At 74.9% G+C, this 23,744-nt stretch carries 24 protein-coding genes; 10 read left to right on the top strand and 14 right to left on the bottom strand.

What is annotated here, in order from left to right; all coding sequences use genetic code 11:
- Nucleotides 1-131: 131 nt before the first annotated feature.
- Nucleotides 132-344: a hypothetical protein gene (locus ACFV2S_RS32550; protein ID WP_385567473.1), complete on the bottom strand. Its 213-nt coding sequence runs from the start codon at nucleotides 342-344 to the stop codon at nucleotides 132-134.
- A gap of 11 nt (nucleotides 345-355) precedes the next feature.
- On the bottom strand, nucleotides 356-1,021 hold the full coding sequence (locus tag ACFV2S_RS32545; protein ID WP_385567469.1) for a DUF6629 family protein: 666 nt from the start codon (nucleotides 1,019-1,021) through the stop codon (nucleotides 356-358).
- Nucleotides 1,022-1,139: 118 nt separating this feature from the next.
- Between ACFV2S_RS32545 and ACFV2S_RS32540 the strand changes: the two genes are divergently transcribed.
- Nucleotides 1,140-1,661, top strand: coding sequence for a hypothetical protein (locus tag ACFV2S_RS32540; protein ID WP_385567465.1), 522 nt, complete (start codon nucleotides 1,140-1,142; stop codon nucleotides 1,659-1,661).
- A gap of 47 nt (nucleotides 1,662-1,708) precedes the next feature.
- Here ACFV2S_RS32540 and ACFV2S_RS32535 read toward each other — a convergent pair whose 3' ends face one another.
- The 3 genes from ACFV2S_RS32535 to ACFV2S_RS32525 all read right to left on the bottom strand — a co-directional run bounded on the left by ACFV2S_RS32535 (nucleotide 1,709) and on the right by ACFV2S_RS32525 (nucleotide 4,290).
- Complete coding sequence (locus ACFV2S_RS32535; RefSeq protein WP_383799836.1) at nucleotides 1,709-2,212, bottom strand: NUDIX domain-containing protein; 504 nt, start codon at nucleotides 2,210-2,212, stop codon at nucleotides 1,709-1,711.
- A gap of 147 nt (nucleotides 2,213-2,359) precedes the next feature.
- Nucleotides 2,360-3,040, bottom strand: coding sequence for a response regulator (locus ACFV2S_RS32530; protein ID WP_385567460.1), 681 nt, complete (start codon nucleotides 3,038-3,040; stop codon nucleotides 2,360-2,362).
- A complete protein-coding gene (locus ACFV2S_RS32525) occupies nucleotides 3,037-4,290 on the bottom strand; it encodes a sensor histidine kinase (RefSeq protein WP_385567457.1) in 1,254 nt (417 codons plus the stop codon). Before ACFV2S_RS32525 ends, ACFV2S_RS32530 begins: the two co-directional genes overlap by 4 nt.
- Before the next feature lie 134 nt (nucleotides 4,291-4,424).
- On the opposite strand from ACFV2S_RS32525, the gene ACFV2S_RS32520 reads away from it, so the two are divergent.
- Together ACFV2S_RS32520 and ACFV2S_RS32515 are read left to right on the top strand one after the other, a co-directional pair.
- On the top strand, nucleotides 4,425-5,333 hold the full coding sequence (locus tag ACFV2S_RS32520) for an ABC transporter ATP-binding protein (protein WP_385567454.1): 909 nt from the start codon (nucleotides 4,425-4,427) through the stop codon (nucleotides 5,331-5,333).
- Entirely contained in the window at nucleotides 5,330-6,181 is an 852-nt protein-coding gene (locus ACFV2S_RS32515; protein WP_385567451.1) for an ABC transporter permease, read from the top strand. The genes ACFV2S_RS32520 and ACFV2S_RS32515 overlap by 4 nt, the downstream gene beginning before the upstream one ends.
- 3 nt (nucleotides 6,182-6,184) lie before the next feature.
- Here ACFV2S_RS32515 and ACFV2S_RS32510 read toward each other — a convergent pair whose 3' ends face one another.
- Both ACFV2S_RS32510 and ACFV2S_RS32505 read right to left on the bottom strand, forming a co-directional pair.
- Nucleotides 6,185-7,042: a YhjD/YihY/BrkB family envelope integrity protein gene (locus tag ACFV2S_RS32510; RefSeq protein WP_385567448.1), complete on the bottom strand. Its 858-nt coding sequence runs from the start codon at nucleotides 7,040-7,042 to the stop codon at nucleotides 6,185-6,187.
- A 101-nt stretch (nucleotides 7,043-7,143) separates the two neighbouring features.
- Nucleotides 7,144-7,620 carry a winged helix-turn-helix transcriptional regulator gene (locus ACFV2S_RS32505; protein ID WP_385567443.1) on the bottom strand — a complete coding sequence of 159 codons (477 nt, stop codon included), beginning with the start codon at nucleotides 7,618-7,620 and terminating at the stop codon, nucleotides 7,144-7,146.
- A 97-nt stretch (nucleotides 7,621-7,717) separates the two neighbouring features.
- Between ACFV2S_RS32505 and ACFV2S_RS32500 the strand changes: the two genes are divergently transcribed.
- The gene (locus ACFV2S_RS32500) at nucleotides 7,718-8,209 is read left to right on the top strand and encodes a PaaI family thioesterase (RefSeq protein WP_385567439.1); all 492 of its coding nucleotides are present in this window, start codon (nucleotides 7,718-7,720) and stop codon (nucleotides 8,207-8,209) included.
- A 63-nt stretch (nucleotides 8,210-8,272) separates the two neighbouring features.
- On the opposite strand, the gene ACFV2S_RS32495 is transcribed toward ACFV2S_RS32500, so the two are convergent.
- Complete coding sequence (locus ACFV2S_RS32495; protein ID WP_361392013.1) at nucleotides 8,273-8,638, bottom strand: luciferase family protein; 366 nt, start codon at nucleotides 8,636-8,638, stop codon at nucleotides 8,273-8,275.
- A gap of 136 nt (nucleotides 8,639-8,774) precedes the next feature.
- Entirely contained in the window at nucleotides 8,775-9,938 is a 1,164-nt protein-coding gene (locus ACFV2S_RS32490; protein ID WP_385567434.1) for a PP2C family protein-serine/threonine phosphatase, read from the bottom strand.
- A 181-nt stretch (nucleotides 9,939-10,119) separates the two neighbouring features.
- On the opposite strand from ACFV2S_RS32490, the gene ACFV2S_RS32485 reads away from it, so the two are divergent.
- The 3 genes from ACFV2S_RS32485 to ACFV2S_RS32475 all read left to right on the top strand — a co-directional run bounded on the left by ACFV2S_RS32485 (nucleotide 10,120) and on the right by ACFV2S_RS32475 (nucleotide 13,202).
- Nucleotides 10,120-10,989 carry an AAA family ATPase gene (locus ACFV2S_RS32485; protein WP_383797048.1) on the top strand — a complete coding sequence of 290 codons (870 nt, stop codon included), beginning with the start codon at nucleotides 10,120-10,122 and terminating at the stop codon, nucleotides 10,987-10,989.
- A gap of 185 nt (nucleotides 10,990-11,174) precedes the next feature.
- Nucleotides 11,175-12,530 carry a VWA domain-containing protein gene (locus tag ACFV2S_RS32480; protein ID WP_385567429.1) on the top strand — a complete coding sequence of 452 codons (1,356 nt, stop codon included), beginning with the start codon at nucleotides 11,175-11,177 and terminating at the stop codon, nucleotides 12,528-12,530.
- Nucleotides 12,531-12,617: 87 nt separating this feature from the next.
- On the top strand, nucleotides 12,618-13,202 hold the full coding sequence (locus tag ACFV2S_RS32475) for a nucleosidase (protein WP_383797046.1): 585 nt from the start codon (nucleotides 12,618-12,620) through the stop codon (nucleotides 13,200-13,202).
- Between the two features lie 19 nt (nucleotides 13,203-13,221).
- On the opposite strand, the gene ACFV2S_RS32470 is transcribed toward ACFV2S_RS32475, so the two are convergent.
- The gene (locus tag ACFV2S_RS32470) at nucleotides 13,222-14,394 is read right to left on the bottom strand and encodes an alpha/beta hydrolase family protein (RefSeq protein WP_385567424.1); all 1,173 of its coding nucleotides are present in this window, start codon (nucleotides 14,392-14,394) and stop codon (nucleotides 13,222-13,224) included.
- Between the two features lie 513 nt (nucleotides 14,395-14,907).
- On the opposite strand from ACFV2S_RS32470, the gene ACFV2S_RS32465 reads away from it, so the two are divergent.
- Nucleotides 14,908-16,041, top strand: coding sequence for an LLM class flavin-dependent oxidoreductase (locus tag ACFV2S_RS32465; RefSeq protein ID WP_385567421.1), 1,134 nt, complete (start codon nucleotides 14,908-14,910; stop codon nucleotides 16,039-16,041).
- Nucleotides 16,038-17,402: an NtaA/DmoA family FMN-dependent monooxygenase gene (locus ACFV2S_RS32460; protein ID WP_385567418.1), complete on the top strand. Its 1,365-nt coding sequence runs from the start codon at nucleotides 16,038-16,040 to the stop codon at nucleotides 17,400-17,402. The genes ACFV2S_RS32465 and ACFV2S_RS32460 overlap by 4 nt, the downstream gene beginning before the upstream one ends.
- 58 nt (nucleotides 17,403-17,460) lie before the next feature.
- On the opposite strand, the gene ACFV2S_RS32455 is transcribed toward ACFV2S_RS32460, so the two are convergent.
- The 4 genes from ACFV2S_RS32455 to ACFV2S_RS32440 all read right to left on the bottom strand — a co-directional run bounded on the left by ACFV2S_RS32455 (nucleotide 17,461) and on the right by ACFV2S_RS32440 (nucleotide 22,793).
- Entirely contained in the window at nucleotides 17,461-19,353 is a 1,893-nt protein-coding gene (locus tag ACFV2S_RS32455; protein ID WP_385567413.1) for an alpha/beta fold hydrolase, read from the bottom strand.
- A 269-nt stretch (nucleotides 19,354-19,622) separates the two neighbouring features.
- A complete protein-coding gene (locus ACFV2S_RS32450; RefSeq protein WP_385567410.1) occupies nucleotides 19,623-20,735 on the bottom strand; it encodes a PP2C family protein-serine/threonine phosphatase in 1,113 nt (370 codons plus the stop codon).
- Between the two features lies 1 nt (nucleotide 20,736).
- The gene (locus ACFV2S_RS32445) at nucleotides 20,737-22,203 is read right to left on the bottom strand and encodes an MFS transporter (protein ID WP_385567406.1); all 1,467 of its coding nucleotides are present in this window, start codon (nucleotides 22,201-22,203) and stop codon (nucleotides 20,737-20,739) included.
- Complete coding sequence (locus ACFV2S_RS32440) at nucleotides 22,200-22,793, bottom strand: TetR/AcrR family transcriptional regulator (RefSeq protein ID WP_385567402.1); 594 nt, start codon at nucleotides 22,791-22,793, stop codon at nucleotides 22,200-22,202. Before ACFV2S_RS32440 ends, ACFV2S_RS32445 begins: the two co-directional genes overlap by 4 nt.
- Before the next feature lie 298 nt (nucleotides 22,794-23,091).
- Here ACFV2S_RS32440 and ACFV2S_RS32435 point away from each other — a divergent pair, with 298 nt between their 5' ends.
- Nucleotides 23,092-23,676 (top strand): TMEM165/GDT1 family protein, encoded by a 585-nt coding sequence (locus ACFV2S_RS32435; protein ID WP_383797039.1) that lies wholly within the window; start codon nucleotides 23,092-23,094, stop codon nucleotides 23,674-23,676.
- The last annotated feature ends 68 nt before the right edge of the window (nucleotides 23,677-23,744 follow it).

Genomic DNA, 23,744 nt, shown 5'->3' with positions numbered 1-23,744 from the left:
ACACTAGCCCAATCTCTATATTAAGACCCCCGCGGCCGCCCCGCCCCCCCCCCCCGCGGGCCCGGGCGGGGGGGGCCCCCCGGGGGGGGGGGGGCCCGGGCCCCCCCCCGCGCGCCACCTGGGACGCGGCCTCAGAGCAGTCCGCCGCCCTGCTGGTTCTGGAGGGCGCCCTCGGCGCCCTGGACGGTGTCGTGGAGGACGCCCGCGGCCTGGTCCTCCTGGAGGAGGCCCGTGGTGCCGGCCAGGGGGTTCTCGGTGGCGCTGGCCTGCGGCGGCGGGGTGACGAGGGCGGTGACGACACCGGCGGCGAGGGAGGCGATGGCGAGCATGCTGCGCTTCTTCATGCCCTGGTCAACTACCGAGGGGCCGTCGGGTTACGGTCGGCGGCGCCCGGATCCGCCGGGGACACCGCTGGCGCTCTCCTCCTGACCCAGGCGAGGAGCAGGAGCGAGGCGACGGCCGCGAGGGCGCACCAGGTGGAGACGAACGCGGTGCGCCACAGGAGGGCGCAGAAGGCCGCGCCGAGTCCGGTGAGGAGTCCGAGGGCCCGCAGGAGCCGGTCTCGGGCGAGGAGCAGGGCGCCGACGGTGGCGAGCAGGTATCCGGCGAGGACGAACGGCGCGTACGGCAGGTCGACGGCGTAGCCGAGGGTGTGCCCGCGGATCTCGGCCGAGACCGGGTGGGCGACGAGGCGGTGTGCGAGCACGGAGGCGGTCGCGAGGCCGACGGCGAGCGGCGCGAGCGCGCGCTTCCTGTCGGCGGGCCGGGCCGCCGTGAGGACGCCGAGGGGCACCCAGAGGGGCAGCAGGGGGAGGGCGATCACGGCCCAGGCGAGGGTGGCGGGTCCGGTGCCGCCGCCGGTGTGCCAGACCGCGGCCTCCACGACCTGATGAGCGCCGAGGAGCAGGGGCAGGGCGGCGAGCGGCACGTCCCCGGCGCGGCGTACGGAGGCGAGTGAGGCCACGCCCACCGCGCCGATCCCGAGACCCGCCCAGAGGTCGGCGGTCGCACTCCAGCACATGACGAGACCTCTACCCGATATCCGAGATACACGCCATTTCAGATGGAACCGTTCGGTTGTCCCGAATGTCTCTGCCAGTGACACCTCTGTCCCCGGAACAGCGAAATTGGGGGCCGTCATGCATCACCGACACACCCTCGCGGCCGTCGCCGCGGGAATCCTGCTGACCGCCGGAATCGGCGCCACCGTCCCGGCGGGCGCGGCCGGCGCCCCGGCCCCGCGCTCGTCGGCCCCGGCCACCGCCCTGGTCGTCGACGCCCGCTGGGGCGGGCACACCGCCTTCGACCGCCTCGTGATCGACGTACGGGGCAAGCTGCCCCCGGTCACCGTCCATCAGGTCCGCTCGCTGCACTACGACGCGTCGGGGAAGAAGGTCCCGCTGCCGGGGAAGTACTTCCTGGAGATCAGGCTCTCCCCCGCCGCCGCGCACGACGCCGCCGGACGGTCCGTCTACCACGGTCCCCGGCTGGTGAGGATCCCTCTGCCCGCGCTCAAGGGAGTCGCCCTGACCGGCGACTTCGAGGGCGTGGTGACCGTCGGAGCCGCCTTCGACACCAAGCCCGAGTTCAAGACCCTCCGGCTGCACGCGCCGGAGCGGTTCGTCGTCGACATCGCCCACCCCGTGGGCTGCCGGTCCTGACCGTCGGGGTGGGGGCCCGCCGTACCGGAGACGGGCCCCTGCTCCGCTCAGGCTCCGCCCGCTCCGGTCTCCACGTACACCGTCGACCGGGTCCTGCGGGCACGGTCGATCTCGGCGAGCCGGGCGAACTCGCGCGGGTGCATCTCCCGCTCCCACTCGTCCAGGGTCCGCAGGCGGTACTCGCTGTGCTCCTCCGGGTCGAGGACGACGGCTGCGATCTGCTCGTCCGTCAGCTCGCCCCCGTCGAAGATGAAGCCGATGTGGTTGGCGGGCCAGTCCTCGCCCCGGTCCGTGACGAAGTGGGTGGCGAGGAGCCTCGGCGCCCCGGTGAAGACGAGCCCGGTCTCCTCGTGGCACTCGCGCACGGCGGTCTCCCAGGGGGTCTCCCCCGGATCCATGTTGCCGCCGGGCCATTGCCACGGCTCCGTCTTGTAGGTGGCCCGCAGCTGGAAGGGGCGGCCTGCGGTGTCGGTGAAGTAGAGGCAGGCGTACGCCGTCGCTCTCGGCAGGGTGTCGACGTACTCGGCGGGGGGCAGCCAGGTGTGCGCCATGGGCGGCTCTCTCTCGACGGACCGGATGGGTCGCCTCCATCCAAGCGGTCCGGGGCGGTCCGGCCGGCGGCTCGCCAGTGGATCACCGGATCGTGTGAGCACCCGCCCGCACCGTGGGGCCGCGGAGACCGTCCGCCGCCGGAACCGTCAGGCGGCGGAGACGAGCCCCGCCTCGTACGCGATGATCACGAGCTGCACGCGGTCGCGGGCGTCCAGCTTGGAGAGCAGCCGGGTCACGTAGGTCTTCGCGGTGGCGATGCTGAGGTGCAGCTCGGCGGCGATCTCGGTGTTGGACAGGCCCCGGCCGACGAGGGTGAGGACCTCGCGCTCGCGGTCGGTGATCCCCTCGGCTCGGCGCCGCGGTGCGGCGGGAGCGGTCCTCGGGCGGTCCGTGAACTGCTTGATCAGGCGCCGGGTGACGCTGGGCGCGATCAGGGCGTCGCCGGAGGCGACGACGCGGACGGCGGCCAGGATGTCGTCGAGGGCCATGTCCTTGACGAGGAATCCGGACGCGCCCGCGTGCAGCGCCGCGTAGACGTGGTCGTCGTCGTCGAAGGTCGTGAGGACGACGACCCGGGCCCCGGTCGGGCCCTCTGTGATGATGCGGGTGGCCTCGATGCCGTCGGTGCCGGGCATCCTCAGGTCCATGACGACGACGTCGGCGGCCGTCTCCCCGACGAGACGGACGGCCTCGGCGCCGTTCGCCGCCTCGCCGGCCACGACGAGGTCCGGGGTGTCGGTGATGACCATCCGGAGCGCGGCGCGCACCAGGGGCTGGTCGTCGGCGAGGACGACGCGGACCGGCCGTCCGTCGGTGATGACGCTCATCGGGTGGTGGCTCCTGTGGGCAGGGGAAGTCGGGCGGTGACGCGGAAGCCGCCACCGGGGCGGGGTCCCGCGGTGAACTCTCCGTGCAGGACGGCGACGCGCTCCCGCATGCCGGTCAGGCCGTATCCGGAGCCCGGGCCGGGATGCACGCGCGCGTGGCCGCCGACGGGGCCGAGGTCCTCGACGGTGACGGCCAGGGAGCCGGGCCCGCTGTGGTCGACGGTGACCGTGCAGGAATCGGCGCCCGAGTGCCGTACGACGTTGGTGACGGCCTCCTGGACGATGCGGAAGGCCGAGAGGTCGATGTCCGGGGGAAGCGGGCCGGGGGTTCCGGCGCGGCGGACGGTGACGCGGACTCCGGCGTTCCCGGTGAGCTGGGCGAGCCGGTCGAGGTCGGCGAGACCGGGCATCTCGGGGAGACCCCGTCCGTCGGCGGGGACGGGGGCGGCCTGCCCCGCTCCCGCCTCCGCGTCCGCCGTACGCAGGGCGCCGAGCATCCGGCGCAGGCCGGCGAGGGTCTCGCGGCTCGCCGTCTCGATCTCGGTGAGGGCCTGCCGGGCCCCCTCGGGCTGCGTGTCGATGACCCGGCGGGCGGCGCCGGCCTGGAGGGCGACGATCCCGATGCTGTGGGCGACCGTGTCGTGCATCTCGCGGGCGATCCGGAGGCGTTCGGCGGTGGCGGCCTGCTCGGCGGCCCGGGTGCGGTCCCGCTCCGCGAACTCCCGCCCCTGCGCCTGCGAGCGGCCGAGGAGCCAGGCCACGAGGGCGGTCAGGCCGACGGCCAGGGACGCCGTGGTCCCGGCGCTCCAGCCCGCGACCAGACGCACCGCCAGATAGGCGACGAGCAGGCCGAGGGCGAGCAGCAGGGCCCGCAGGGCCTCCTCGCGGGGGCGGGCGGCGGCGATGGCGTAGAGGGCGACGTCCACCGCGAGGTACTGGGCGGCGGGGATGGCGATCACCCCGAGAGGCGTCGAGGCGATCACCGCGGCGGCCAAAAGATGATGGAGGGCCGCGGTCGGGCGCTCCGCGAGGAGGGCGCTGCCGCGCAGGGTCAGCAGCGTGGCGACGGCCAGCATGGCGAGACCGTCCCAGCGCAGGATGATGAAGCCGGGCATGACGTCCGGCCCGTCCTGGCCGGGCACGCGGATCCGGAGCAGGGCGGTGAACACGATGCCCGCGCCCCAGGCGACCGCGGCCCACCCGCCGGGCGTGACCCGCTTGAAGAACGGCACTGCCGGGGTGCTGGACATGCGGTGATCGTAGACGGCGGCCCCCGCCGCGGGCATCGGACCTGAGGTGTACGACCTGGGGTGACAACGCCCGCCGCCGATTGTCGTCGCTGGTCCGATGCCCGGCGCGGCACCCGGACGGCACGGTGGTGCGCATGATCGAAGTCAGGGAACTCACCAAGCGGTACGGCGCCACGACCGCCGTCGACGCGCTCACCTTCACCGTCCGCCCCGGCCGGGTCACCGGTTTCCTCGGCCCCAACGGCTCGGGCAAGAGCACCACGTTGCGGATGGTCCTGGGACTGCACGCCCCGACCGGTGGTTCGGTGACGGTCGACGGCCGGCCCTTCACCGACCGACCGCGCGGTCTGCGGCACGTCGGGGCGCTCCTCGACGCCGGGGACGTGCACGGCGGCCGGACCGCCCGCGCGCATCTGGCGGTCCTCGCGCGCAGCAACCGCATCCCGCTCTCCCGGGTGGACGAGGTCCTGGAGGAGGTCGGTCTGGCGGGGGCGGCCCGGCGGCGGATCGGCGGCTACTCGCTGGGCATGCGCCAGCGGCTCGGCATCGCCGGCGCGCTGCTCGGCGACCCGCCGGTCCTGTTGTTCGACGAACCGCTGAACGGCCTCGACCCGGAGGGCGTGAAGTGGGTGCGGGGACTGTTCCGGCGGCTCGCCGTCGAGGGCCGCACGGTGTTCGTGTCGAGTCATCTGATGACGGAGATGGAGCACACGGCAGACGACCTGGTGGTGATCGGCCGGGGCAGGCTGATCGCGGCGGAGAGCCTGACGGAGTTCGCCGCGCGCGGCAGGCGGCTGAGCGTGACGGTGGGCACTCCGGACCGGGCGGGCCTGACGGCGCTGCTCCTCGCGGAGGGGGCGGCGGTCGAGGAGGAGGCCGGACTGCTGTCGGTGACCGGTCTCCCGGCCGGCCGTATCGGGGAACTGGCCCTGGAGCACCGGGTGCTGGTCGACCAGCTGACCACCCGTACGGCCTCCCTGGAGGAGGCGTTCATGGAACTGACCGCCGACAGCGTCGAGTACCTGGCAGGAGACGCCCGATGACGACCCTCGACCTTTCCCCGGTGTCCATGACCCCCGTGGCGGAGCCCCGTGCCCGGTTCCGGGACCTGGTCGGCTCGGAGTGGCTGAAGCTGTGGTCGCTGCGCTCGACCGGCTGGTCGCTGCTGCTCGCGGCGCTCGCCGTGGTCGCCTTCAACTTCGGCACCGCCTGGGACCACTACCGCTACTGGCTCCAGTACGACGCGGCGAGCCGGGCCGAGTTCGTGGCGAACGACATGGCGCTGTGGGACGCCTTCACGTACAACGCGGCCCTGGTCCTGATCCTCGCCTCCGCGTCCATGGGCGCGGTGGCGGTGGTCGGCGAGTACGGCAGCGGACTGATCCGTACGACGTTCACCGCGGTACCGGCACGGGGCGCGCTGATGGCGGCGAAGGTGCTGGTCGTGACCGTGGTGCAGGCCTTGTTCGGGGCGGTCGTCGCGGGGGCCTCGTTCTGGTCGACGCAGGCGATGCTGTCGGCCCGGGACATCGGGCTGCCCCTCACCCATCCCGGAGCGGCGCGCATCGTGGTGGCCTCGGCGCTGCTCGCCCCGGTGTGCGCGGTGGTCGGCATGGCGGTCGGCGCGCTGCTGCGGCGGAGCGCGGTCTCGGTCGTCGGCTCGTTCGTCCTGCTCCTGCTGCTGCCCGCCGTCCTCACGGACCGGCGTCACCTGACCGCCGTGCTCGCCCACGCGACCCCGCTGCACGCCTGGCAGCGGCTCGCGGACGCGGGACCGCGCGGTGGGGAGCTGTTCCCGTGGACGGCGGGCGGGGCGTGGCTGGTGTTCGCGCTGTGGGCGCTGGGCGGGGCCGTGGCGACGGTGCTCGCGGTGCGGGGACGGGACCAGTAGCGGTCACGCGGGGCGCCGCAGCCGGCGGCGGACGAGGAGCTCGTGGACGAGGCGTCCGGTGAGGGCGCCTCCGTACACGACGAAGCCGACGCCGACGAGCCAGGACTGGAGGACGAGCACGGTGCCGAACTGGCCGTACGTCACGGCGTTCGAGGCGATCAGCGGGGAGAACACGAGCTGCGAGAAGATCCGCAGCCCGAGGAGGCCCAGTGCGGTGAGGACGGCCCCGGGGGCGAGGGCGCGCCAGCGGATGCGGCCGCAGAGCAGGAAGCGCTGGGACCACCAGAAGAAGACGAACGTGCCGAGGACGTCGCCGAGGGCGACGACGGTGGTGACGCCCGCCGACGCGTTCTCGGGTGCGGGGAAGGCGACGAAGAGCAGCAGGGAGGCGACGAGCACGGCGAGCCAGACGACGTGCCGCCACATCGTGTGCCAGCGGGCCGTGGGGAGGTCCCAGACCCGCTCGTACCCGGTCTGTACGGCGGATCCGAAGGTGACGCCGAAGGCGGCGAGGGCGGCGAGTCCGAAGGCCGTGGTGCGTTGCAGGGCCTGCCCCGGCTGCCCGAAGAGCTGCTCGACCTCCTCCTCCGAGACGTCGGAGACGCCGAGGCCCTGGACCAGCCAGCGGGCGAACCCCTGGCCGCTGGCGAGGTCGGCCGCGGCGACGACGATGAGCAGGGGGACGAGGGTGAGCAGGCTGAGCGCCGCGAAACCCATGGCGCGGTGCATGAGCTCCATGGCCCGGCCCCGGCTCCAGGCGAGGCCGACGGAGGAGGCGAGGAGGCGCGCCTGGAGCCGTGTGTACCAGTGGCCGTGTTCGGCGGGGGCACCGTCGCGCGGCGGACCGGGTGTGGGGGGCATGCCTGGTGAGGTACCCGGCCGGGCGGCGGGACACCGCAGGGATGGGGCCGAACGGGTGGGACGCGTCCGGTCCGGCGGGCGGGGAGCCGTCCGACGGGGCGTCAGACCGCGGTGCGCGGGCGGGCTGCCGGGCCCGTGCGGACGGTGACGTCGCGGGGCGTGAGGACGGTCCGTTCGTCGCCCTCGCACTGGACGACGACCCGCACGGGCGCGCCGCAGTCGGTGTGCCGGATGTCCAGGACGGGGCCGTCCGGCTCACCTGCGTGGGTGTCGCCCCACTGCTTGAGGGCGAGGAGTACGGGCCAGAGGTCGACGCCCTTGCGGGTGAGCCGGTACTCGTGGCGGGTGCGGGCGCCCGGTTCGCGGTAGGGCTCGCTGCGCAGCACACCGGCGGCGACGAGCTTGCGGAGCCGGTCGGCGAGGACGGCTTCCGAGAGGCCGAGGTGCCGGCGGAAGTCGTCGTACCGGCGGACGCCGTTGAAGGCCTCGCGCAGGATGAGCAGGCTCCACTTCTCGCCCACGACGTCCAGGGCACGGCGCACCGGGCAGTTCTCGGTATCCGTATCCAGCCAGTTCATCCGTCCACTGTAGCCACCTGGCTCTGTCGTTGACAGTCAGCTGACGCGGAAGCTAGCTTCGGCATGCAAAGTCAGTGGTCCGAGGAGTGGAGTGGTGATGGGGCGGTCACGCACGGTCGAGTGGGAGGACGCCGGGATCACCGCGCGCGCCGCGAGGTCGATGGCGGGCATCGACCTGCTCCGCGAGATGGTGGCGGGCCGCCTGCCCGCGCCGCCGCTCGCCACCCTGCTCGGCTTCAGCCTGGAGGAGGTCGAGCCCGGGCGCGCCGTCTTCGCGCTCGAACCGGGCGAGGAGCACTACAACCCGATCGGCAGCGTGCACGGCGGCGTGTACGCGACGCTGCTCGACTCGGCCGCCGGCTGCGCGGTCCACAGCACGCTCCCGCAGGGCACGGCGTACACCTCGCTCGACCTGTCGACCCGCTTCCTCCGTCCGGTCACGAAGGACACGGGGAAGATCCGGGCGATCGGCACCGTGCTGTCGCGGGGGCGCCGCACGGCGCTCGCCGAGGCGGGCCTGTACGACGCCGAGGATCGGCTCCTCGGCCACGCGACCAGCACCTGCATGCTGTTCCCGGTGCCCGAATAGGGCCTGCCTCCCTGATCCGGTGCGATCCGGACGCCGGACGCCGGGCCCCGCGGCCCGGCGGGTTCAGCGGGTGCCGGGGACCGGGCGGGTGCGGGTGCAGCCGTCCGGGGCGACGTCGGGCACGCCGTTGGCCTGGAGGGCGGCGCTCACCAGGGTGGCGAGCAGGTCGATGTCGGAGCCCATGTCCAGCAGGACCGTCACCCAGCCCGATCCCGCCCGGAGCCGCACCGCGCTCGACCCGAGGAGGGCCGGGCGCAGCTTCGCGACCATGGCGCGGGTGAGGTGGACGTCCGCCTCGTGTTCGCCGTGGAAGTGGACGATCTCCTGCGTCCCGGTGCCCAGTCCGAGCTCGGCGCCGCAATGGGCGCGGCCCGGGGTCAGCGAGGGCCAGCTCATCAGACGTTCACTGGCATGCCTGGCCGTGTTCATACGAGGAGCGTGACGGGCCCGGCGGCCGTGCACAAGCGTCCTGCGGGAAGAATCCCGCCGTGGCCCGAAACAGGTGGTCGGCCAGGGCGGTGTGACCGTGTGTCACGGCGGCGCGTGGGGAGGATGTGACCCTGTGTCACGGTGCCGGACGGGCGCGGATCCGGGCCGCCAGGACGGCGACGTCGTCCTCCGCGTGGTGGGCGTCGAGGCGGCGGAGCACCTCTTCGACGACCTGCTCGGGCCCGGAGTCCGCCGGGAGCCGGAGGGCGGCGAGGCGGGCGAGCGAGACGTCGATGTCCTCACCTCGCCGTTCCACGAGGCCGTCGGTGAAGAGCAGCAGGGTCTCGCCCGGGGCGAGCGGGCGGGTGGTGGGTTCGTAGCCCCCGAAGCCGGTGCCCAGCGGGGGCCCCACCGGGAGGCCGACGAGCTCCGCCGAGCCGTCCGCGCCGAACACGGCGGGCGGCAGGTGCCCGGCACTGGCGAAGGTGGCGGCGCCGCGGGCCGGGTCGACCCGGACGAGCAGACAGGTGGCGGGCCTGCGGGCGTCGTCCTCGGCGACCACCGAGTCGAGGTGGCGCAGCACCCGGTGCGGCGGCAGATCGGTCGCGGCGACCTCACGGAGCGCCGTGCGGTAGGCGTTCATGTCGACGGCCGCGTCGAGCCCGTGGCCCATCACGTCGCCGACGACGAGGAGACTGCGCCCGAAGTGGAGCCGTACGGTCTCGAACCAGTCGCCGCCCACGAGGGCGCGGGGGCCCGCCGGGAGGTAGCCGCCCGCGATCTCCAGGTTGGGGTGCGGTCGTCCCGGTTCGGCGACGAGGGCGCGCTGGAGGTGGAGCGCGGTGTCCTCGGTGGCGGCGAGCAGGCGGGCATGGCCGAGGTGGCGGGCGGCCAGCCGGGCCGCTTGCCGGACGACCGCGATCTCGTCGTCGGAGAGTCCCGGGCCGTCGTGGCGGACCACGGTCACGCTGCCGAGGGGGTCCTCGTCGTGGACGGCGAGGGGTACGGCGAGACGGGGGGCGCCGGCGCTCGCGCCCCCGGGTGCGGGCGCCTCCGGCCGCGCCGAGCCGGCCCGCGACGCCGCCTGACCCGCCGGCTCCGCTCCGGCCGACGCGGCGCGCCGGGCGGGGGCGCCCGGTTCGCCGACGAGGTCGACGGTGACGGAGCCGCGCAGGTGGCGGGCGAGAAATCCCGCGAGCTCGCGGCAGGTGGCCGTCTCGTCGAGCGTCGTGCCGATCTCGCCGATCGCCTCCTCCAGGGCCCGTGCCCTGGTCAGGAGGGCCTCGTCCCGTTCCGCCACGACACCTCCACCGCCGTGCGGGCCTCCGGGTGGCGTACCCGGTCCCCCCATTGCACCAGTGGCCGGCGTCCCGCGCGCGGCACGGACCTCGCGCGGGACGGTTGTGCGGTGGTGCCCGATCTGATCAAGTACAGCTGAGGCTACTGGCCGGTATGAGTTTTCGCTCCCCGGGGGGACAGGCATGACGACCGGATTCTTCACCTCCGTCGACGACGTCGCGGAACGGCTCGCCACGACCGGCTACCTGGCGTCGCCCGCCGTCGCCACCACCGTCTTCCTCGCCGACCGGCTGGGCAAGCCGCTGCTCGTCGAGGGCCCGGCCGGCGTCGGCAAGACCGAGCTCGCCAAGGCCGTCACCGAGGTCGCCGGGGCGCGCCTGGTCCGTCTGCAGTGCTACGAGGGCGTCGACGAGTCCCGCGCGCTCTACGAGTGGAACCACGCCAAGCAGCTGCTGCGGATCACGGCCGGGCGGGGCGAGTCCTGGGACGAGACGCGGACGGACATCTTCGGCGAGGAGTTCCTGCTCCCCCGGCCGCTGCTCACCGCCATCCGGTCCGAGGATCCGACGGTGCTGCTGATCGACGAGACCGACAAGGCCGACGTCGAGGTGGAGGGGCTGCTCCTGGAGGTCCTCAGCGACTTCCAGGTCACCGTGCCCGAGCTGGGCACGATCACGGCGACGCGGCGGCCGTTCACCGTGCTCACCTCGAACGCGAGCCGCGAGCTGTCCGAGGCGCTCCGGCGGCGCTGCCTCTTCCTGCACATCGGCTTCCCCGAGGAGGAGCTGGAGCGTCGGATCGTCACGCTCAAGGTGCCCGGTCTGGACGCCGCGCTCGCCGCGTCCGTCGTCCGGGTCGTGGGAGCGCTGCGGGCCATGGACCTGCGCAAGGTGCCGTCCGTCTCGGAGACGATCGACTGGGCCCGCACGCTGCTCGCGCTCGGCGCGGACCGGCTGGACGAGCGGGTCGTACGGGAGACGCTGGGCGTCCTCCTCAAGCACCAGGAGGACATCGTGAAGGCCGCGGCCAAGCTCGACCTGGACGCGGTGTGACGGGGACGGGCCCCGGCACGGCGGCCCCGGCCGGACCCACGGACCCGGACGGACCCACGAGCCCGGACGGTCTCACGGGGCCCGCCGGACTCACGGACCCGGACGGACTCACAGGCCCGGCCGGTCCGGTGGCGACCACCGGTCCCCCGACTCCGGCCCGTCCCCCCGTTCAGGCCGGGGCCGCCGTGCGGCTCACCGGGCTCGTCGCCGCGCTGCGCGCGCACGGCTTCGGGATCGGGACCGGCGAGACCGTGGACGCGGGACGCGCGCTCGAAGCGGTGGGCCTCACCGACCGGGAGCGGGTCCGGGAGGCACTGGCGGCGACCCTGCTGCACGGGGAGGGCCAACGCACGGTGTTCGACCAGGTCTTCGACCTCTACTTCCCGCTCGGCGGGGCTCCCGGTCGCGCCGCGGCGCACGAGGACGCCACCGCGGACCTGACGGCCCTCCGGGACCGGCTCGCGGAGGCCCTCACCACCGGTGACGGCGCCGCGCTAGACCGGCTGGCGGCCGAGGCGGTGGGCGGGTTCGGCGGATACGGATCCGGCCCGGAGTCGGACGGCTGGTCCTCGTACCAGACGCTCTCCCGGCTGCGCCCCGAGACGCTGCTCGCCCGGGTGCGCGACCGGCTGCGGGCGGAGGCGGCGGCCGACGGCCCGGAGTTCACCGACCGGCTCCTCGACGACGAGATCCGGCGGCGGATCGAGGCGTTCCGCGAGCGCGTACGGACCGAGGCCCGGCGGCGGGTCGCCGAGCGGCAGGGCCGTGACCGGGTCGCGCGGAGGGCGGTCGCGGGGACGGCGGACGGCGTCGACTTCCTGCTGGCCGGGCGGGCGCAGCTGGACGAGTTGCGGCGTACCGTACGGCCGCTGGCGCGGAAGCTGGCCACCCGGCTCGCGGCGAGGCGGCGGCGGGCGGCGCGCGGGGAGATCGACCTGCGACGGACGCTGCGCGGCTCGCTGTCGACCGGTGGGGTGCCGGTGCGACCGGTCCTGCGGCGACGGCGCCCGCGGCGTCCCGAGCTGGTCCTGCTGTGCGACGTGTCGGGGTCCGTGGCCGGGTTCGCCCAGTTCACGATGCTGCTGGTGCAGGCCCTGCACGATCAGTTCAGCCGGGTGCGGGTGTTCGCGTTCGTCAACCGGGTCGACGAGGTGACCGGGCTGATCGCGCGGGGCGCCGCGGATCCGGCGGGACTGGGCGACCGGATCCTCGCGGAGGCGGAGCTCACGGGCTGGCACGGGCAGAGCGACTACGGGACGGCGCTCGGGGAGTTCGCCGAACGGTACGCGCAGGCGGTCGGACCGCGCACGGTGGTCTTCGTCCTCGGCGACGCCCGCACCAACGGCGCCGACCCGAACCTCGCGGCGCTCCGCGTCGTCGCGGACCGCGCGCGCCGGGTCCACTGGCTCAACCCGGAACAGCCCTCGCTCTGGGGGACCGGAGACTCGGTGGCGCCGGCCTACGCGGAACTCGTGGAGATGCGCCCGTGCCGCAACGCCCGCCAGCTGGGGGCGCTGATCGGCCGGCTGCTGCCGGTGTGAGGACGGCACCGCGCACCCCGGGCCCGGCAGGGGGGCCGAGCCCGCCCGGTTGTACGACGGAGGGGCCCTCGAACTAGCGTGGCCCCCATGGAACTCTTGGGAGAGATCAGGGCCGACCGTCCGCTGCTCGTGCTCGCCGTCAAGGAGGAGGCGCAGTACCTCGACACCGGGCTGCCCGTCCTGCTCACCGGCATGGGGAAGGTGAACGCCGCGACGGCGCTCGCGACCGTCCTCGGCCGGGGGCCGCGGCCCTCCGGCATCGTGAACCTGGGGACGGCCGGGGCGCTGCGTCCGGGCTGGACCGGGACGCACGTCGTCGGCACGGTCGTGCAGCACGACCTCGACGGACAGCTGCTCGCGACGCTCACGGGCGAGACGTACGGCGCTCCGCTGGCGCTGCCGGACGGTGGTGACGTGGTCCTGGCCACCGGGGACGCCTTCATCTCGGACGAGGCGGCGCGCGCCCGGCTCGCCGAGCGGGCGCCGCTGGTCGACATGGAGGGGTACGCGCTCGCGGCGGCCGCGGAGCTCGCCGGGGTGCCGCTGCGCATCGTGAAGCACGTCAGCGACGAGGCCGGTGACGGTGCCGCGCGCACGTGGCGCGAATCCGTCGCCGAGTGCGCGCGGGCCCTGGCCGACTGGGCGGCGGCGAACACCCCGTACCGCTCCTGAACCCCGCCCCGGGGGAGCGTCAGCGGTGCTGGAAGTGGACCTCCGGGTTCGCGGGCGTCGGGCCGTCGAGGACCGGTCGCGGGATTCCGCGCAGGTGCTGGTCGAAGAAGGCCGCGACGTAGGTCCGGGTGACGGCGACCGCCCGTTCGGAGGGCAGCTCGGGCTGGGGCAGCCCGAAGTGACGTGTGATCACGGGTCCGTCGGAGAAGGTGAAGTGCTCGGATCCGGCGACCGTGATCCAGCGCTTCCAGCCGTCGAGCCGGGTCCACGTCCGGTCCCAGCTGTCGTCCTGACCGCCGGGCAGGTGCACGCCGTCGTGCGTCCCGAGCATCATGAACGGGCGGCCCCGCAGCCCCTCCGCCGTAAGGTCCTCCCAGAACCTGCCGTCCATGTCGATCCCGGCGTCGATCCGGGGATCGGCCGCCATCGCGGTGGCCGCGCTCGCCCCGCCGATGGAGTGGCCGGCCATGCCCACGCGGCGCGCGTCGATGGTGTCGGCGTACCGCCAGACGGGCCGGGGTCCGGTGAGCCGGTCCAGGACGTGGCGCATGTCGGCGGCGCGGGTCGAGGTCACGACGCCGCCGGGCACTCCGCCCTCGTCGAGGGCCGTGCAGGCGACGCAGGTGAGGGTCCGGCCGTCGGGGAGGCTGATCCCGTACGACTCGTAGGCGTGGTCGACGGAGGCGACGACGTAGCCCCGCGAGGCGAGGTCCTCGGCGAGATGGGTGAGCGTCCAGCGGGAGACGCTGAAGCCGGGCGAGAGCAGCACCAGCGGGTGGCGGCCGGGCGCGGGCCGGACGTCGGTCCTGCTGTGCGTGCGCGTGCGGGCGAGCACGTCGCCGGAGACGCCGGGCCCGAGCTGCTCGGCGAGCAGCCGTGCCTCCTCGCGGGTGGCGTACGGGGCCGGCCGGCCGCCGCCGGAGCGGGCCGCCGGGTAGTGGACGGTGACCATGAGCGCGCGTCCGTCGGCGGAGGGCACCCAGGGGTCGGTACGGGAGCGGTCGACGAGCGGCAGGACGGTGCTGCCGACGGCGTACGGGCCGGTGGGGGCCGGCAGCACGGCGGCCCGGGAGACCTGGCCCCGGCCGCCCGTGGCCGGGGTGTCGGGGACGGCCGCCGCGGCGGTGCCGGCCGGTAAGGCGAGGGAGCAGACGAGTACGGCGGCAGCGGCCGCCCTGGTGAATCGGATCATGCGGGCACGCTAGGCCCGCGGGCCGGGCCGCCGCGTCCCTCCCTGGGCCTACGTCCGGTCAGCCCGGGGTCTGACACCGGGTCCGGCCCGCTCCGACGGATGCCCGGCGGGGCTCAGCGGGGTCTCCGCGGCGGTCGGCGGCGCTCAACCTCCTTTCCCCGGCGTCTCCCTGACGTCCCGGCGGCCGGAACGACCTTGACAGCGCCGAAGGCGTCCTGCCTATGGTGAGGTGTCCCCGCCCGCACGCCTGGGCGGGACCGGACCAGGGGGAGGCGCACGTGCCGGCAGTGATCGCCACGGCGCACGTCCCCGTCCGTTCGAGTGCCCGGCTCGTCTGCCGCCGGCACGTCGACTTCTGCCGTACGTCCTCGGCCATCTGTCCTTCCCCTCACGCCTGACCCCGCCCTCGTGGGTTCGCGCGTTCCGTGACGTCCCGTCGCCCGGCCCCGCGTCGCCGTGCCCCGCACCGCCGCGCCGTGCCGTCGCGCCTCCCTGCCGTTCGGAAGGACTCCCATGCCCCGCCCCGCCCTGCACCTGGCCGTCGAGATCGACGGCGACGGTGTCCATCCGGCCGCCTGGCGCCGCGCCGCGCACTCCCCCGGTGAGCTGCTGACCCCGCGTCGGCTCGCCCGGGTGGCGGCCGCCGCCGAGAACGCCGGATTCACCCTGGTCACCCTGGAGGACTCGATCCTCCCGCCCGCCTCCGGGATCGACACCGGGAACGGCTCCGGCCCCGTGGGGCGGATCGGCGCGGTGGAGCGGGCCGCGTTCGTGGCCGCGTCGACGAGCGTCCTCGGCGTGGCGCCGGTCCTGGCGACCACGTACGCCGAGCCGTTCCACGTGTCCTCGCAGCTCGCCTCGCTCGACCACGTCTCGGCCGGCCGGGCCGGCTGGGTCGTCGGGGTCGAGGAGGACCCCGCCGCCGCCCGAGCCTGGGGGCGGCCCGTCGTCGAGGACGCCGACGCGCGTGCCCGGGAGGCCCGCGACGGCCTCCGCGTCGTGCGGGACCTGTGGGACTCCTGGGAGGACGACGCGGTGATCCGGTCGGTGGCCACCAGCCGCTACCTGGACCGGTCCCGGCTCCACGCCATCGACTTCTCGGGCGAGACGTACTCCGTGAAGGGCCCCTCGATCGTGCCGCGCCCGCCGCAGGGCCGGCCCGTGGTCCTCGCCCGCGCGGGCCTCGTCCCCGCCGGTCTCACCGATGTCGCGCTGGTCGGCGGGGCCACTCCCGCCGAGGCGGGCACGGCGGCCGCGGCCGCCGGGGCGCCGCTCGCCTTCGCCGAGATCGAGGTCGCCCTCGACACCCCGGTCGCGTCGGCGCGCGAGCGGATCGCCGATCTGGAGCGGTACGCCCCGTGGGAGGGCGGTCCGGACCGGCTGCGGTACTCCGGATCCGCCGCCGGTCTGGTGGACCTGCTGACGGAACTCGCCGGCCACGTCGACGGGGTGCGGCTGCACCCGCTCGTCCTGGACGAGGACCTGGCGGTGCTCTCCCGCCTCGTCCTGCCCGAGCTGTTCGTCCGGCGGATCGCCGCGCGCCCGCTGCCCGGCACCACCCTGCGCACCTCCCTGGGCCTCCCCCGGCCCCTCAGCCGCTTCACGACCGATGGCGCCGCCGCGCCCCTCCGGGAGGAGACCCGATGACCCGCGCCGATGTGAACGACGTCCCGCGCCCGGACGCCCAGCTGCACTTCGGGGTGTTCTTCCAGGGCGTGAACCACTGGACGATCTGGTCGGACCCCTCCAGTGGCTCCCAGATCGATCCGGCCTCCTTCCTGCGGGTCGCGAGGACCGCCGAGCGCGGGCTCTTCGACGCGTTCTTCCTCGGCGACGGCCTGCGGCTGCGCGAGTCGGAGGGCGGTGTCCACGAGCTGGACGTCGCCGGGCGGCCGGACTCGATCGTCCAGCTGTCGGCGATCGCCGCCGCGACCGAGCGGATCGGTCTGGTCGCCACGTCCAACACCACCTTCAACGAGCCCGGCGACCTCGCCCGGCGGCTCGCGGGGCTCGACCTGCTCTCCGGCGGCCGGGCCGGGTGGAACGTGGTGACCACGCACAACGCCTGGACCGGGGAGAACTTCCGGCGCGGCGGCTTCCTCGACCACGCCGACCGCTACCGGCGCGCCGAGGACTTCCTCTCGATCGCGCGCGCCGTGTGGAACGGCTGGGCGGAGGGCGCGGTCGCCGGTTCCGCCGAGGCCCGGTCCTGGTCGGTGCCGGGCACCGTGGGACGCGTGTGGTCGCGCGGCGACCACTTCGACATCGACCTGGCGCCGACGCTGCCGCGCAGCGCGCAGGGCCGTCCGGTGATCTTCCAGGCGGGCGACTCGGGCGAGGGCCGGGACTTCGCCGCGCGCAACGTGGACGTGATCTTCTCGGCGCACGGCACGGACTTCGACGACGCGCTGGCGTTCGCCGAGGACGTACGGAGCCGGCTGCGGGCGGTCGGACGGCCGGAGGACGCCCTGCGGATCCTGCCGGGCACGGAGATCATCATCGGGGCCACCGAGAAGGAGGCGGAGGAGAAGGCCCGCTGGGTCCGCCTCGAACAGGTCACGCCCGCCGTCGCGCTGGGCATCGCGAGCCGGCTGTGGGGCTTCGACCTGTCCGGGAGGGACGCGGACGGGCCGCTGCCCGCCGAGGACCCGGTGGTCGCGGAGTACGACGGGAAGTTCGGCACCCGTCAGCTCGGCGAGACGCTGGCCACGGTGGCCGAGTGGCGGGCGAAGGCCGAGGCCAACGGCTGGTCGCTGCGCGAGACGGTGATCGAGCTCGGCCCGCAGCGCGGGCACGTCGGGACTCCGGCCGGGCTCGCCGAGACCTTCGCGCGGTTCGCCCGGTACGGGGCCGTCGACGGCTTCAACATCTCGCCGTACCTCGTGCCGGACGGCCTCGACGACATCGTCGAGCTGCTCGTGCCGGAGCTCCAGGAGCGGGGCGTGTACCGGACCGCGTACACGGGGACGACGCTCCGCGAGCACCTGGGGCTCGCACCGGTGACGTGACCGGCCCGGCGTGGACGGGCGCCCGGCGCTCCCGGCACCCGTCCACGCCGTACGGTCCTCAGCCCAGGGGCAGTTCCAGGAAGGCCGGGGCGTCCGGAGGGGAGGTGACCGTGGTCTGCGTCCAGGTGACGGAGGCGTCCCCGTACAGCGGGTCCTTGCTGTCGACGACGAGCATCAGCCGGTGTCCCGCGGCGACGTCGTACGCGGCGGCCTGGAGCCGCCAGGTGACGGTGCGGTCCTGGCCGGGCGTCAGCCCGTACACGTTGAGCGGCTCGTGGGTGACGATCCGGGCCGTGGCGTCCTGGGCGACGTCGAAGAGGTGGGCGACGAGGCAGGCGGAGGTGGCCGTGGAGCGGACGGTGAGGCGCAGTCTCGGGACGCCCCGGATACGGCGTCCGGACGCGCCGCGCCCTCCCGCGTCGGTGAGCCGACCCGTGGTCCAGACGAGGGCGTGCCGCCGGTCGATCTTGCGGGTGTCGTAGCTCCTGGGACGGCCGGCCCGTTCCGCCTGGCCGGTCCTCATGAGGGCGTCCATGACGGTGGCCTCGGTGTCCACCCCGGCGAGGAAGGCCCGGCGCCAGCCGGTGACCTGCGAGGGCGCCGTCGTCTCGCCGGCGGGGAGCAGTCGGCCGTCGGTGCCGCCCGCGCCGTCGCCGGTGAGGCCGAGGACCTCGACGCCGGTGGTGACCCGGCCCCAGTCGGCGCGCTCCTCCCGGTAGGCCTCCTCGACGATCCGGTTCTCGCCGGTCGGCTCGCCGGTGCCGGGGTCCGGGACGGCTTCGGTGCCGTAGGTGAACATGACCTGGCAGCAGACCCGCTGCCAGTCCTCGACCCCGTTGCGCTCGCCCTTGAGGTGGTGGTCGAGCCAGGCGTACGCCTCGGCCATGGGGAGGCCGACCCGGTCGCGCTCCGTACCGATGAGCCCCGGGCCCTCGGGGGCGGTGTGGTCGCCGATCCAGAGGTTGAGCCGCTTGGGGACGTCGAGTCCCTCGAAGGTAGTCAGGAGCTGGTTGACGGCGAAGAGGCCCTCGTGCCAGGTGTTCGAGAAGAAGGTGGGGGTCTCGTTCTCGTTGGTGAGGTGGAGGTACGACTCGGGGGCGCGCAGCCGGCCCCACTCGACGAGCCTGTCGAGGTTCCGGTCGGCCAGGAAGTCGGCGAGGACCTCCTGGTTCGCCCGGTCGAACTTGGTCTCCACGGGGCCTCCGGTGAGCCCGAGGAGGGCCTTGACGGCCGCGAGGTGGCGGGTGCCGTGGTCGTGGAGGCTGGTGGCGAGGTTCCCCCAGGTGCTGAGTGCGACGACGGCGGAGACCCGGTCGTCGTGGGCGGCGACGAGCTGGCTGATGCCGGAGCCGTAGGACGCGCCGAGGAATCCGATCACGCTCGGGGCGAGGTGGTCGACGGCGAAGTCGATGATGGCGGAGCCGTCGGCCCAGTCGTGGGGTCCGGCCACGTCGACGAAGCCCTCGGAGGTGGAGGGCAGTCCGGGGATGCCCAGGCCGCGCGGCGTGTAGGCGAGGACGTGGTACCCCCTGCGGGCGAGGACGAGGTAGGACCAGAGGAACAGGGGCCAGCCGAAGGGGGTCCAGCCGGCCGGGACGACGACGAGCGGGTGCGGGCCGGGGCCGCGCTGCCGGAGGCTGAAGGCGGAGAGCCGGATGCCGTCGGTGGCCTCGACGCGGTGGTACGTGGGGACGGCGAGGCCCCGTACCTCCCGTACGGCCGCGGCGAGTTCGGCCGGAAGCAGGGCCTCGGGGGCGCCGTTCCCGTCCAGCAGGGCGGTGGTGAGGGTCTGGGCGAGCCGGACGACGTCGGGGTCGACGGTCCCGCCGGCGGCCCAGAGGCCGCGTCCGGCGGTGCGGGAGGCCTCGGCGGCGGTGAGGGCCGTCGTGATGCCCGGGAAGCCGGGGAACTCCTCGGACGATCCGTTGGCGAAGGGGTTGTCCTGGGGCACGTGCACCCGCTTCCTCTCGACTGGGCTGTGGGCGGTCCGCACTGCGGACGGTCGCAAGCCTCACGTACCGGGAACGGAGCGACCAGAGCGCACGAACGGCGCACAGGACGCGCAACCGGGCGGCAACGACACAAGCCGCCCCGGGGACGATGCTCGGTGCGAACGTCCGCGCGGGACCCCGACGGCACCTCCTGGGGCCCTCCGAGACCCCTGGTACGGGGGATCGTTCCGCCCCGTACCGCCGCGCGACTGAGCCGGCGGCGCCCGGCTCAGAGGGCCTCGGCCGGGCGGACCACGACGACGGCGGCGACGTCGTCGTCGAGGCCGCCCGCCCCGTACGCGGAGAGGTCGCGGTGGAGCAGCTCGGGGATCGCGGCGCCCGGCTCCCGGGCCCAGCCGCGCAGGCGCAGCTCCAGCGGGTAGAACGTGCCCGTCCGGTCGCGGGTCTCGCTGACGCCGTCCGTGTAGAGGAGCAGCCGGTCCCCCGGCCCGAAGGGCACCTCCTCGATCCGGTGGTGGTTCTCGGCGAGCCCGGCGAGGTTGACCGGCAGCGAGGGGTCGGCGAAGTGCACGGCCTCGACGCCGCTCGCCCCCTGGATCAGCGGGGCGGGGTGGCCGCAGCTGAGGAGCCGCACCACGTCGTGGCCGTCGGGGAGCTCCACCAGGACGACGGTGGCGAAGCGTTCGGCGGCGTCGGAGTCCGGGTCCCAGGCGCCGTAGCGGGCGAGCCCTTCGTCGAGCCGGTCCGCGAGGGCGCCGAGGTCGGGCGCGTCGTTGACGGCCGCGCGGAAGGAGCCGAGCAGGACGGAGGCGGTCTCCACGGCGCCGAGGCCCTTGCCCTGGACGTCGCCGAGCATCACGCGCACCGCGCCGGGGATCCTGACGGCCTCGTAGAAGTCGCCGCCGATCCGCGCCTTGGCCGCGGCGGCGACGTACAGGAGGTGCAGTTCGAACCGGCCGAGGCGTTCGGGCAGGGGGCGCAGGACCACCCGCTGGACGACCTCGGCGACGGCCGTGACCTCGCGCAGGTCCCGCTCGTAGCGGGTCCTGACCCGGCTGACCCAGGCCGCGGCGGCGGTCACCGCGGCGAGGATGGCCTCACTGGCGAGGAGGTCGGAGGCGAACCCCTGGCCCCGGGTGAAGTCGAGCAGGGCGCGGACGCCCATCGCGGTCATGCCGATGGCGACGGTGGCGCGCACGGGCCAGGTGACGGCCGCGAGGGCGGGCGCCGCGACGAGGAGGCGGTCGAACCGCTCCCGGTCGGGCGTGATCAAGTCGGCGAGGACCGTCAGCACCAGGACCAGGAAGGGCAGGGCGCGACCGAGGTTGAACTGGGTGCGCGCCGCCGTGCCGGGAGGGCGGCGGGAACCGGCTGCGGGCATCTCATGATCGTACGCAGGGCTGTCCTCCGGCCCCGGGTGCGGCCGGTTCCGGGCGTGTCCCCCGCCGGGCCGCGCGTCCGGGCAGGGCCAGGGCCGCGGGGAGGGCGAGGGCGGCGATCAGCGTCAGGGCCGGGAGGGCGGCGCCCCGGGCCGGGACGAAACCGCCGTCCGGGACCAGGGCGAGGAGCAGGGTCGCGGTGGCGACGCCGAGCGCCGGTCCGACGTTCATCACGGTCTGCTGGAGGCCGCCCGCGACCCCGGCGTGCTCGGCGGGCGCCCGGTGGACGACGGCGGAGGTCGCGGTGACCATGAGCGTGACGAACCCGGCGCCGAGCAGCGCGGAGGCGACTCCGACGGGGGCCGCGCCGGCCGTCGCGTCGAGCCGGGAGAACAGCAGGACCCCGAGCGTGAGCAGCGCGGCCCCCGTGGTCGCGGTGGCCCTGGGGCCGAAGCGGCGCTGGAGCGGTGGGCAGAGCGGCGCGCCGAGGATCATGAGGGCGGGGAGGGGCAGGAACCGCAGGGCGCAGCCGAGGGGATCGAGGCCCTGGACGTCCTGGAGGAAGTACGTGGCCACGAAGAGCGCGCCGGAGAGGGCGGCCGAGGCCGCGAGGAGCACGGCGAGCCCCGCGACGACCGGCACGCTCCGGAGCATCACCGGCGGCAGCAGGGGGTGCGCGACGCGGCGCTCCTGCCGCGCGAAGGCCACCCCGGCGGCGACGGCGCCGCCACAGGCGAGCAGGGCTCCCCCGGCACCGCCGGGCCGCGAGGCCGCGTCGAGGCCCTGGACCAGGAGCCCGAGCGTGAGGGCGAGCAGGAGCGCACCGAACGGATCGAGCGCGGCGAGACCGGACGCGGGGCGCGGCGAGGCCGGGGAGGGGGCGGGCCGAAGCGGTCGGTCCGCCGTGGTCGGACGGTCCTCCGGAGCCACGCGGTCCGGCGGAAACAGGGCCAGTACGCCGATCGCGAGGGTCGGGGGGACGCCGAGGAGGAAGACCGAGCGCCAGCCGTACGAGGAGACCAGCGCTCCGCCGACCAGGGGGCCGGCCGCCGCGGCCAGGCCGATGGCCGCGGTGCGCACGGCGATCGGGGTCGCGAGCCGGTCCGGCGGGTAGGCCGTGCGCAGCATGCCGAGGGTCGCGGGCTGGAGGAGCGCCCCGCAGACGCCCTGGAGCACGCGCAGGGCGATCACCGTGCCGATGCCCGGGGCCAGGGCGATCCCGGTGGAGGCGGCGGCGAAGCCGAAGGCGCCTGCGGCGAAGACCCTCCGGTGGCCGTACCGGTCGCCGAGGCGGCCGGCGAGGACGAGGAGGCTCGCGACGGCGACGAGGTAGCCGGTGCTGGTCCACTGCACCTGGCCGACCTGGGCGTGCAGGTCGCGTTGGAGGGCGGGCTGGGCGACGGTCAGGACGGTGCCGTCGAGGGCGACGACGGCGGCACCGACGACGCTGCAGGCGAGGGTGCGGTTCACGGGGCGGGCTCCACGGGTCCGAGGTGGGCGTCGAGCGCGGCGGCCAGCAGCGGGGCCGGGTCGTCGCCGCCGGTGGCGAGGCGGAGGCTGCCCCAGTGCCAGAGCTGGGCGAGCCCGTGCAGGTTGGCCCAGAGGGCGCCGGCGAGAACGGCCGGTTCGGCCCCCGGGCGGACCCGGGCGACGAGTGCGGTGAGGTGGGCGAAGAGCGGCAGGCTGGTCTCGCGGAGCCCGAGCCGGCCGCTCTCCAGGAGGTCGTGCCGGAACATCAGCTCGTACATGCCGCGCCGGGTCTCGGCGTAGTCGAGGTAGACGCGGGCGAGCACGTCGATCCGCCGGCGTGCCGGGGCGCCCTCGGGGTCCTCCTCGGCGACGCGGGCGGCCAGTTCGGCGAAGCCCTGCCGGGCGATCGCGGACAGCAGGTCCAGGTGGGCGGGGAAGTACCGCCGGGGCGCTCCGTGGGAGACCCCGGCGCGGCGGGCGATCTCGCGGAGCGAGAGGGCCTGGACGCCCTCGGCGTCGAGCAGCTCGACGCCGACGCGGATCAGCCGGGCGCGCAGCCCGCCCTCGTCGTCATGATCGGTCTCATGCATAGACACTGTCTACCAAGTTCGCGTAGACACTGTCTACCCACCCTCGCGCCCCGATCCGTTACACTGGGCGACAGCGAAGGGGAGTAGCCCTGCGAACCGGTCGTCGACACACTGGAACCCCCGGGTTCCCGGTGACCGGGTCCGCGCACCAAGCGGACGGGCGAGACCTTCGGCCAGGCATTAGTCACGCCCGCGTTCCCGTGGGTGTGGTCCGTCATGCCGGGCCGAGTGGTCCTCCCGTCGCCCACCGAGGTGGCGCCCGGAGCCACGGGGCCCGGACCGAGCAGAGAGCCCCGGTATGCACCTCGACCCCTTGGCGATCCTCACCGCCTTCGGGCTGATCTTCCTCGCCGAGCTTCCCGACAAGACGATGTTCGCGTCCCTCGCCATGGGCACGCGCATGCGTCCGCTGTACGTGTGGATCGGCACCTCCACCGCCTTCGCGGCCCACGTCGCCATCGCGGTGGGCGCCGGCAGCCTCCTCGGGCTGCTGCCCGGCTGGAGCGTCAAGCTGGTCTCGGCCCTGATGTTCGGCTTCGGCGCGTTCATGCTCCTGCGCGGCGGGGGCGACGACGACGAGTCCGACGAGGGCGGCCGGACGGTCAGCGGCTTCTGGCCCGTCTTCTCGACCGCCTTCATGGCCGTCTTCATCAGCGAGTGGGGCGACCTGACCCAGATCACCACCGCCAACCTGGCCGCCACCAACGGCACCTGGTCGACGGCGATCGGCTCGTTCGCCGCCCTCACGACCGTCTCGGCCCTGGCCCTGGTCGCGGGCCGCTTCATCGCCAAGCGCGTCCCCCTCAAGACCGTGCAGCGGATCGGCGGCATCTGCATGGCGGGCCTCGCGATCTGGTCGCTGACCGAGGTCTTCACCGGCTGAGCGTCGTCTCCCGTCCGGGGGGGGGCGCCCGCCGGGGGGGCGGGCGGGGGGGGGGGGGGGCGCGGGGC

Origin of the sequence: Streptomyces sp. NPDC059695, from assembly GCF_042733785.1 — a bacterium.
GTDB lineage: Bacteria > Actinomycetota > Actinomycetes > Streptomycetales > Streptomycetaceae > Streptomyces.
This window is presented reverse-complemented; position numbering and strand designations above follow the sequence as displayed.

What these genes read in the sequence shown, in the direction of transcription:
- ACFV2S_RS32550 (WP_385567473.1), bottom strand. Translation starts at nt 344, where the DNA reads ATGAAGAAGCGCAGCATGCTCGCCATCGCCTCCCTCGCCGCCGGTGTC.
- ACFV2S_RS32545 (WP_385567469.1), bottom strand. Translation starts at nt 1,021, where the DNA reads ATGTGCTGGAGTGCGACCGCCGACCTCTGGGCGGGTCTCGGGATCGGC.
- ACFV2S_RS32540 (WP_385567465.1), top strand. Translation starts at nt 1,140, where the DNA reads ATGCATCACCGACACACCCTCGCGGCCGTCGCCGCGGGAATCCTGCTG.
- ACFV2S_RS32535 (WP_383799836.1), bottom strand. Translation starts at nt 2,212, where the DNA reads ATGGCGCACACCTGGCTGCCCCCCGCCGAGTACGTCGACACCCTGCCG.
- ACFV2S_RS32530 (WP_385567460.1), bottom strand. Translation starts at nt 3,040, where the DNA reads ATGAGCGTCATCACCGACGGACGGCCGGTCCGCGTCGTCCTCGCCGAC.
- ACFV2S_RS32525 (WP_385567457.1), bottom strand. Translation starts at nt 4,290, where the DNA reads ATGTCCAGCACCCCGGCAGTGCCGTTCTTCAAGCGGGTCACGCCCGGC.
- ACFV2S_RS32520 (WP_385567454.1), top strand. Translation starts at nt 4,425, where the DNA reads ATGATCGAAGTCAGGGAACTCACCAAGCGGTACGGCGCCACGACCGCC.
- ACFV2S_RS32515 (WP_385567451.1), top strand. Translation starts at nt 5,330, where the DNA reads ATGACGACCCTCGACCTTTCCCCGGTGTCCATGACCCCCGTGGCGGAG.
- ACFV2S_RS32510 (WP_385567448.1), bottom strand. Translation starts at nt 7,042, where the DNA reads ATGCCCCCCACACCCGGTCCGCCGCGCGACGGTGCCCCCGCCGAACAC.
- ACFV2S_RS32505 (WP_385567443.1), bottom strand. Translation starts at nt 7,620, where the DNA reads ATGAACTGGCTGGATACGGATACCGAGAACTGCCCGGTGCGCCGTGCC.
- ACFV2S_RS32500 (WP_385567439.1), top strand. Translation starts at nt 7,718, where the DNA reads ATGGGGCGGTCACGCACGGTCGAGTGGGAGGACGCCGGGATCACCGCG.
- ACFV2S_RS32495 (WP_361392013.1), bottom strand. Translation starts at nt 8,638, where the DNA reads ATGAACACGGCCAGGCATGCCAGTGAACGTCTGATGAGCTGGCCCTCG.
- ACFV2S_RS32485 (WP_383797048.1), top strand. Translation starts at nt 10,120, where the DNA reads ATGACGACCGGATTCTTCACCTCCGTCGACGACGTCGCGGAACGGCTC.
- ACFV2S_RS32475 (WP_383797046.1), top strand. Translation starts at nt 12,618, where the DNA reads ATGGAACTCTTGGGAGAGATCAGGGCCGACCGTCCGCTGCTCGTGCTC.
- ACFV2S_RS32470 (WP_385567424.1), bottom strand. Translation starts at nt 14,394, where the DNA reads ATGATCCGATTCACCAGGGCGGCCGCTGCCGCCGTACTCGTCTGCTCC.
- ACFV2S_RS32465 (WP_385567421.1), top strand. Translation starts at nt 14,908, where the DNA reads ATGCCCCGCCCCGCCCTGCACCTGGCCGTCGAGATCGACGGCGACGGT.
- ACFV2S_RS32460 (WP_385567418.1), top strand. Translation starts at nt 16,038, where the DNA reads ATGACCCGCGCCGATGTGAACGACGTCCCGCGCCCGGACGCCCAGCTG.
- ACFV2S_RS32450 (WP_385567410.1), bottom strand. Translation starts at nt 20,735, where the DNA reads ATGCCCGCAGCCGGTTCCCGCCGCCCTCCCGGCACGGCGGCGCGCACC.
- ACFV2S_RS32440 (WP_385567402.1), bottom strand. Translation starts at nt 22,793, where the DNA reads ATGCATGAGACCGATCATGACGACGAGGGCGGGCTGCGCGCCCGGCTG.
- ACFV2S_RS32435 (WP_383797039.1), top strand. Translation starts at nt 23,092, where the DNA reads ATGCACCTCGACCCCTTGGCGATCCTCACCGCCTTCGGGCTGATCTTC.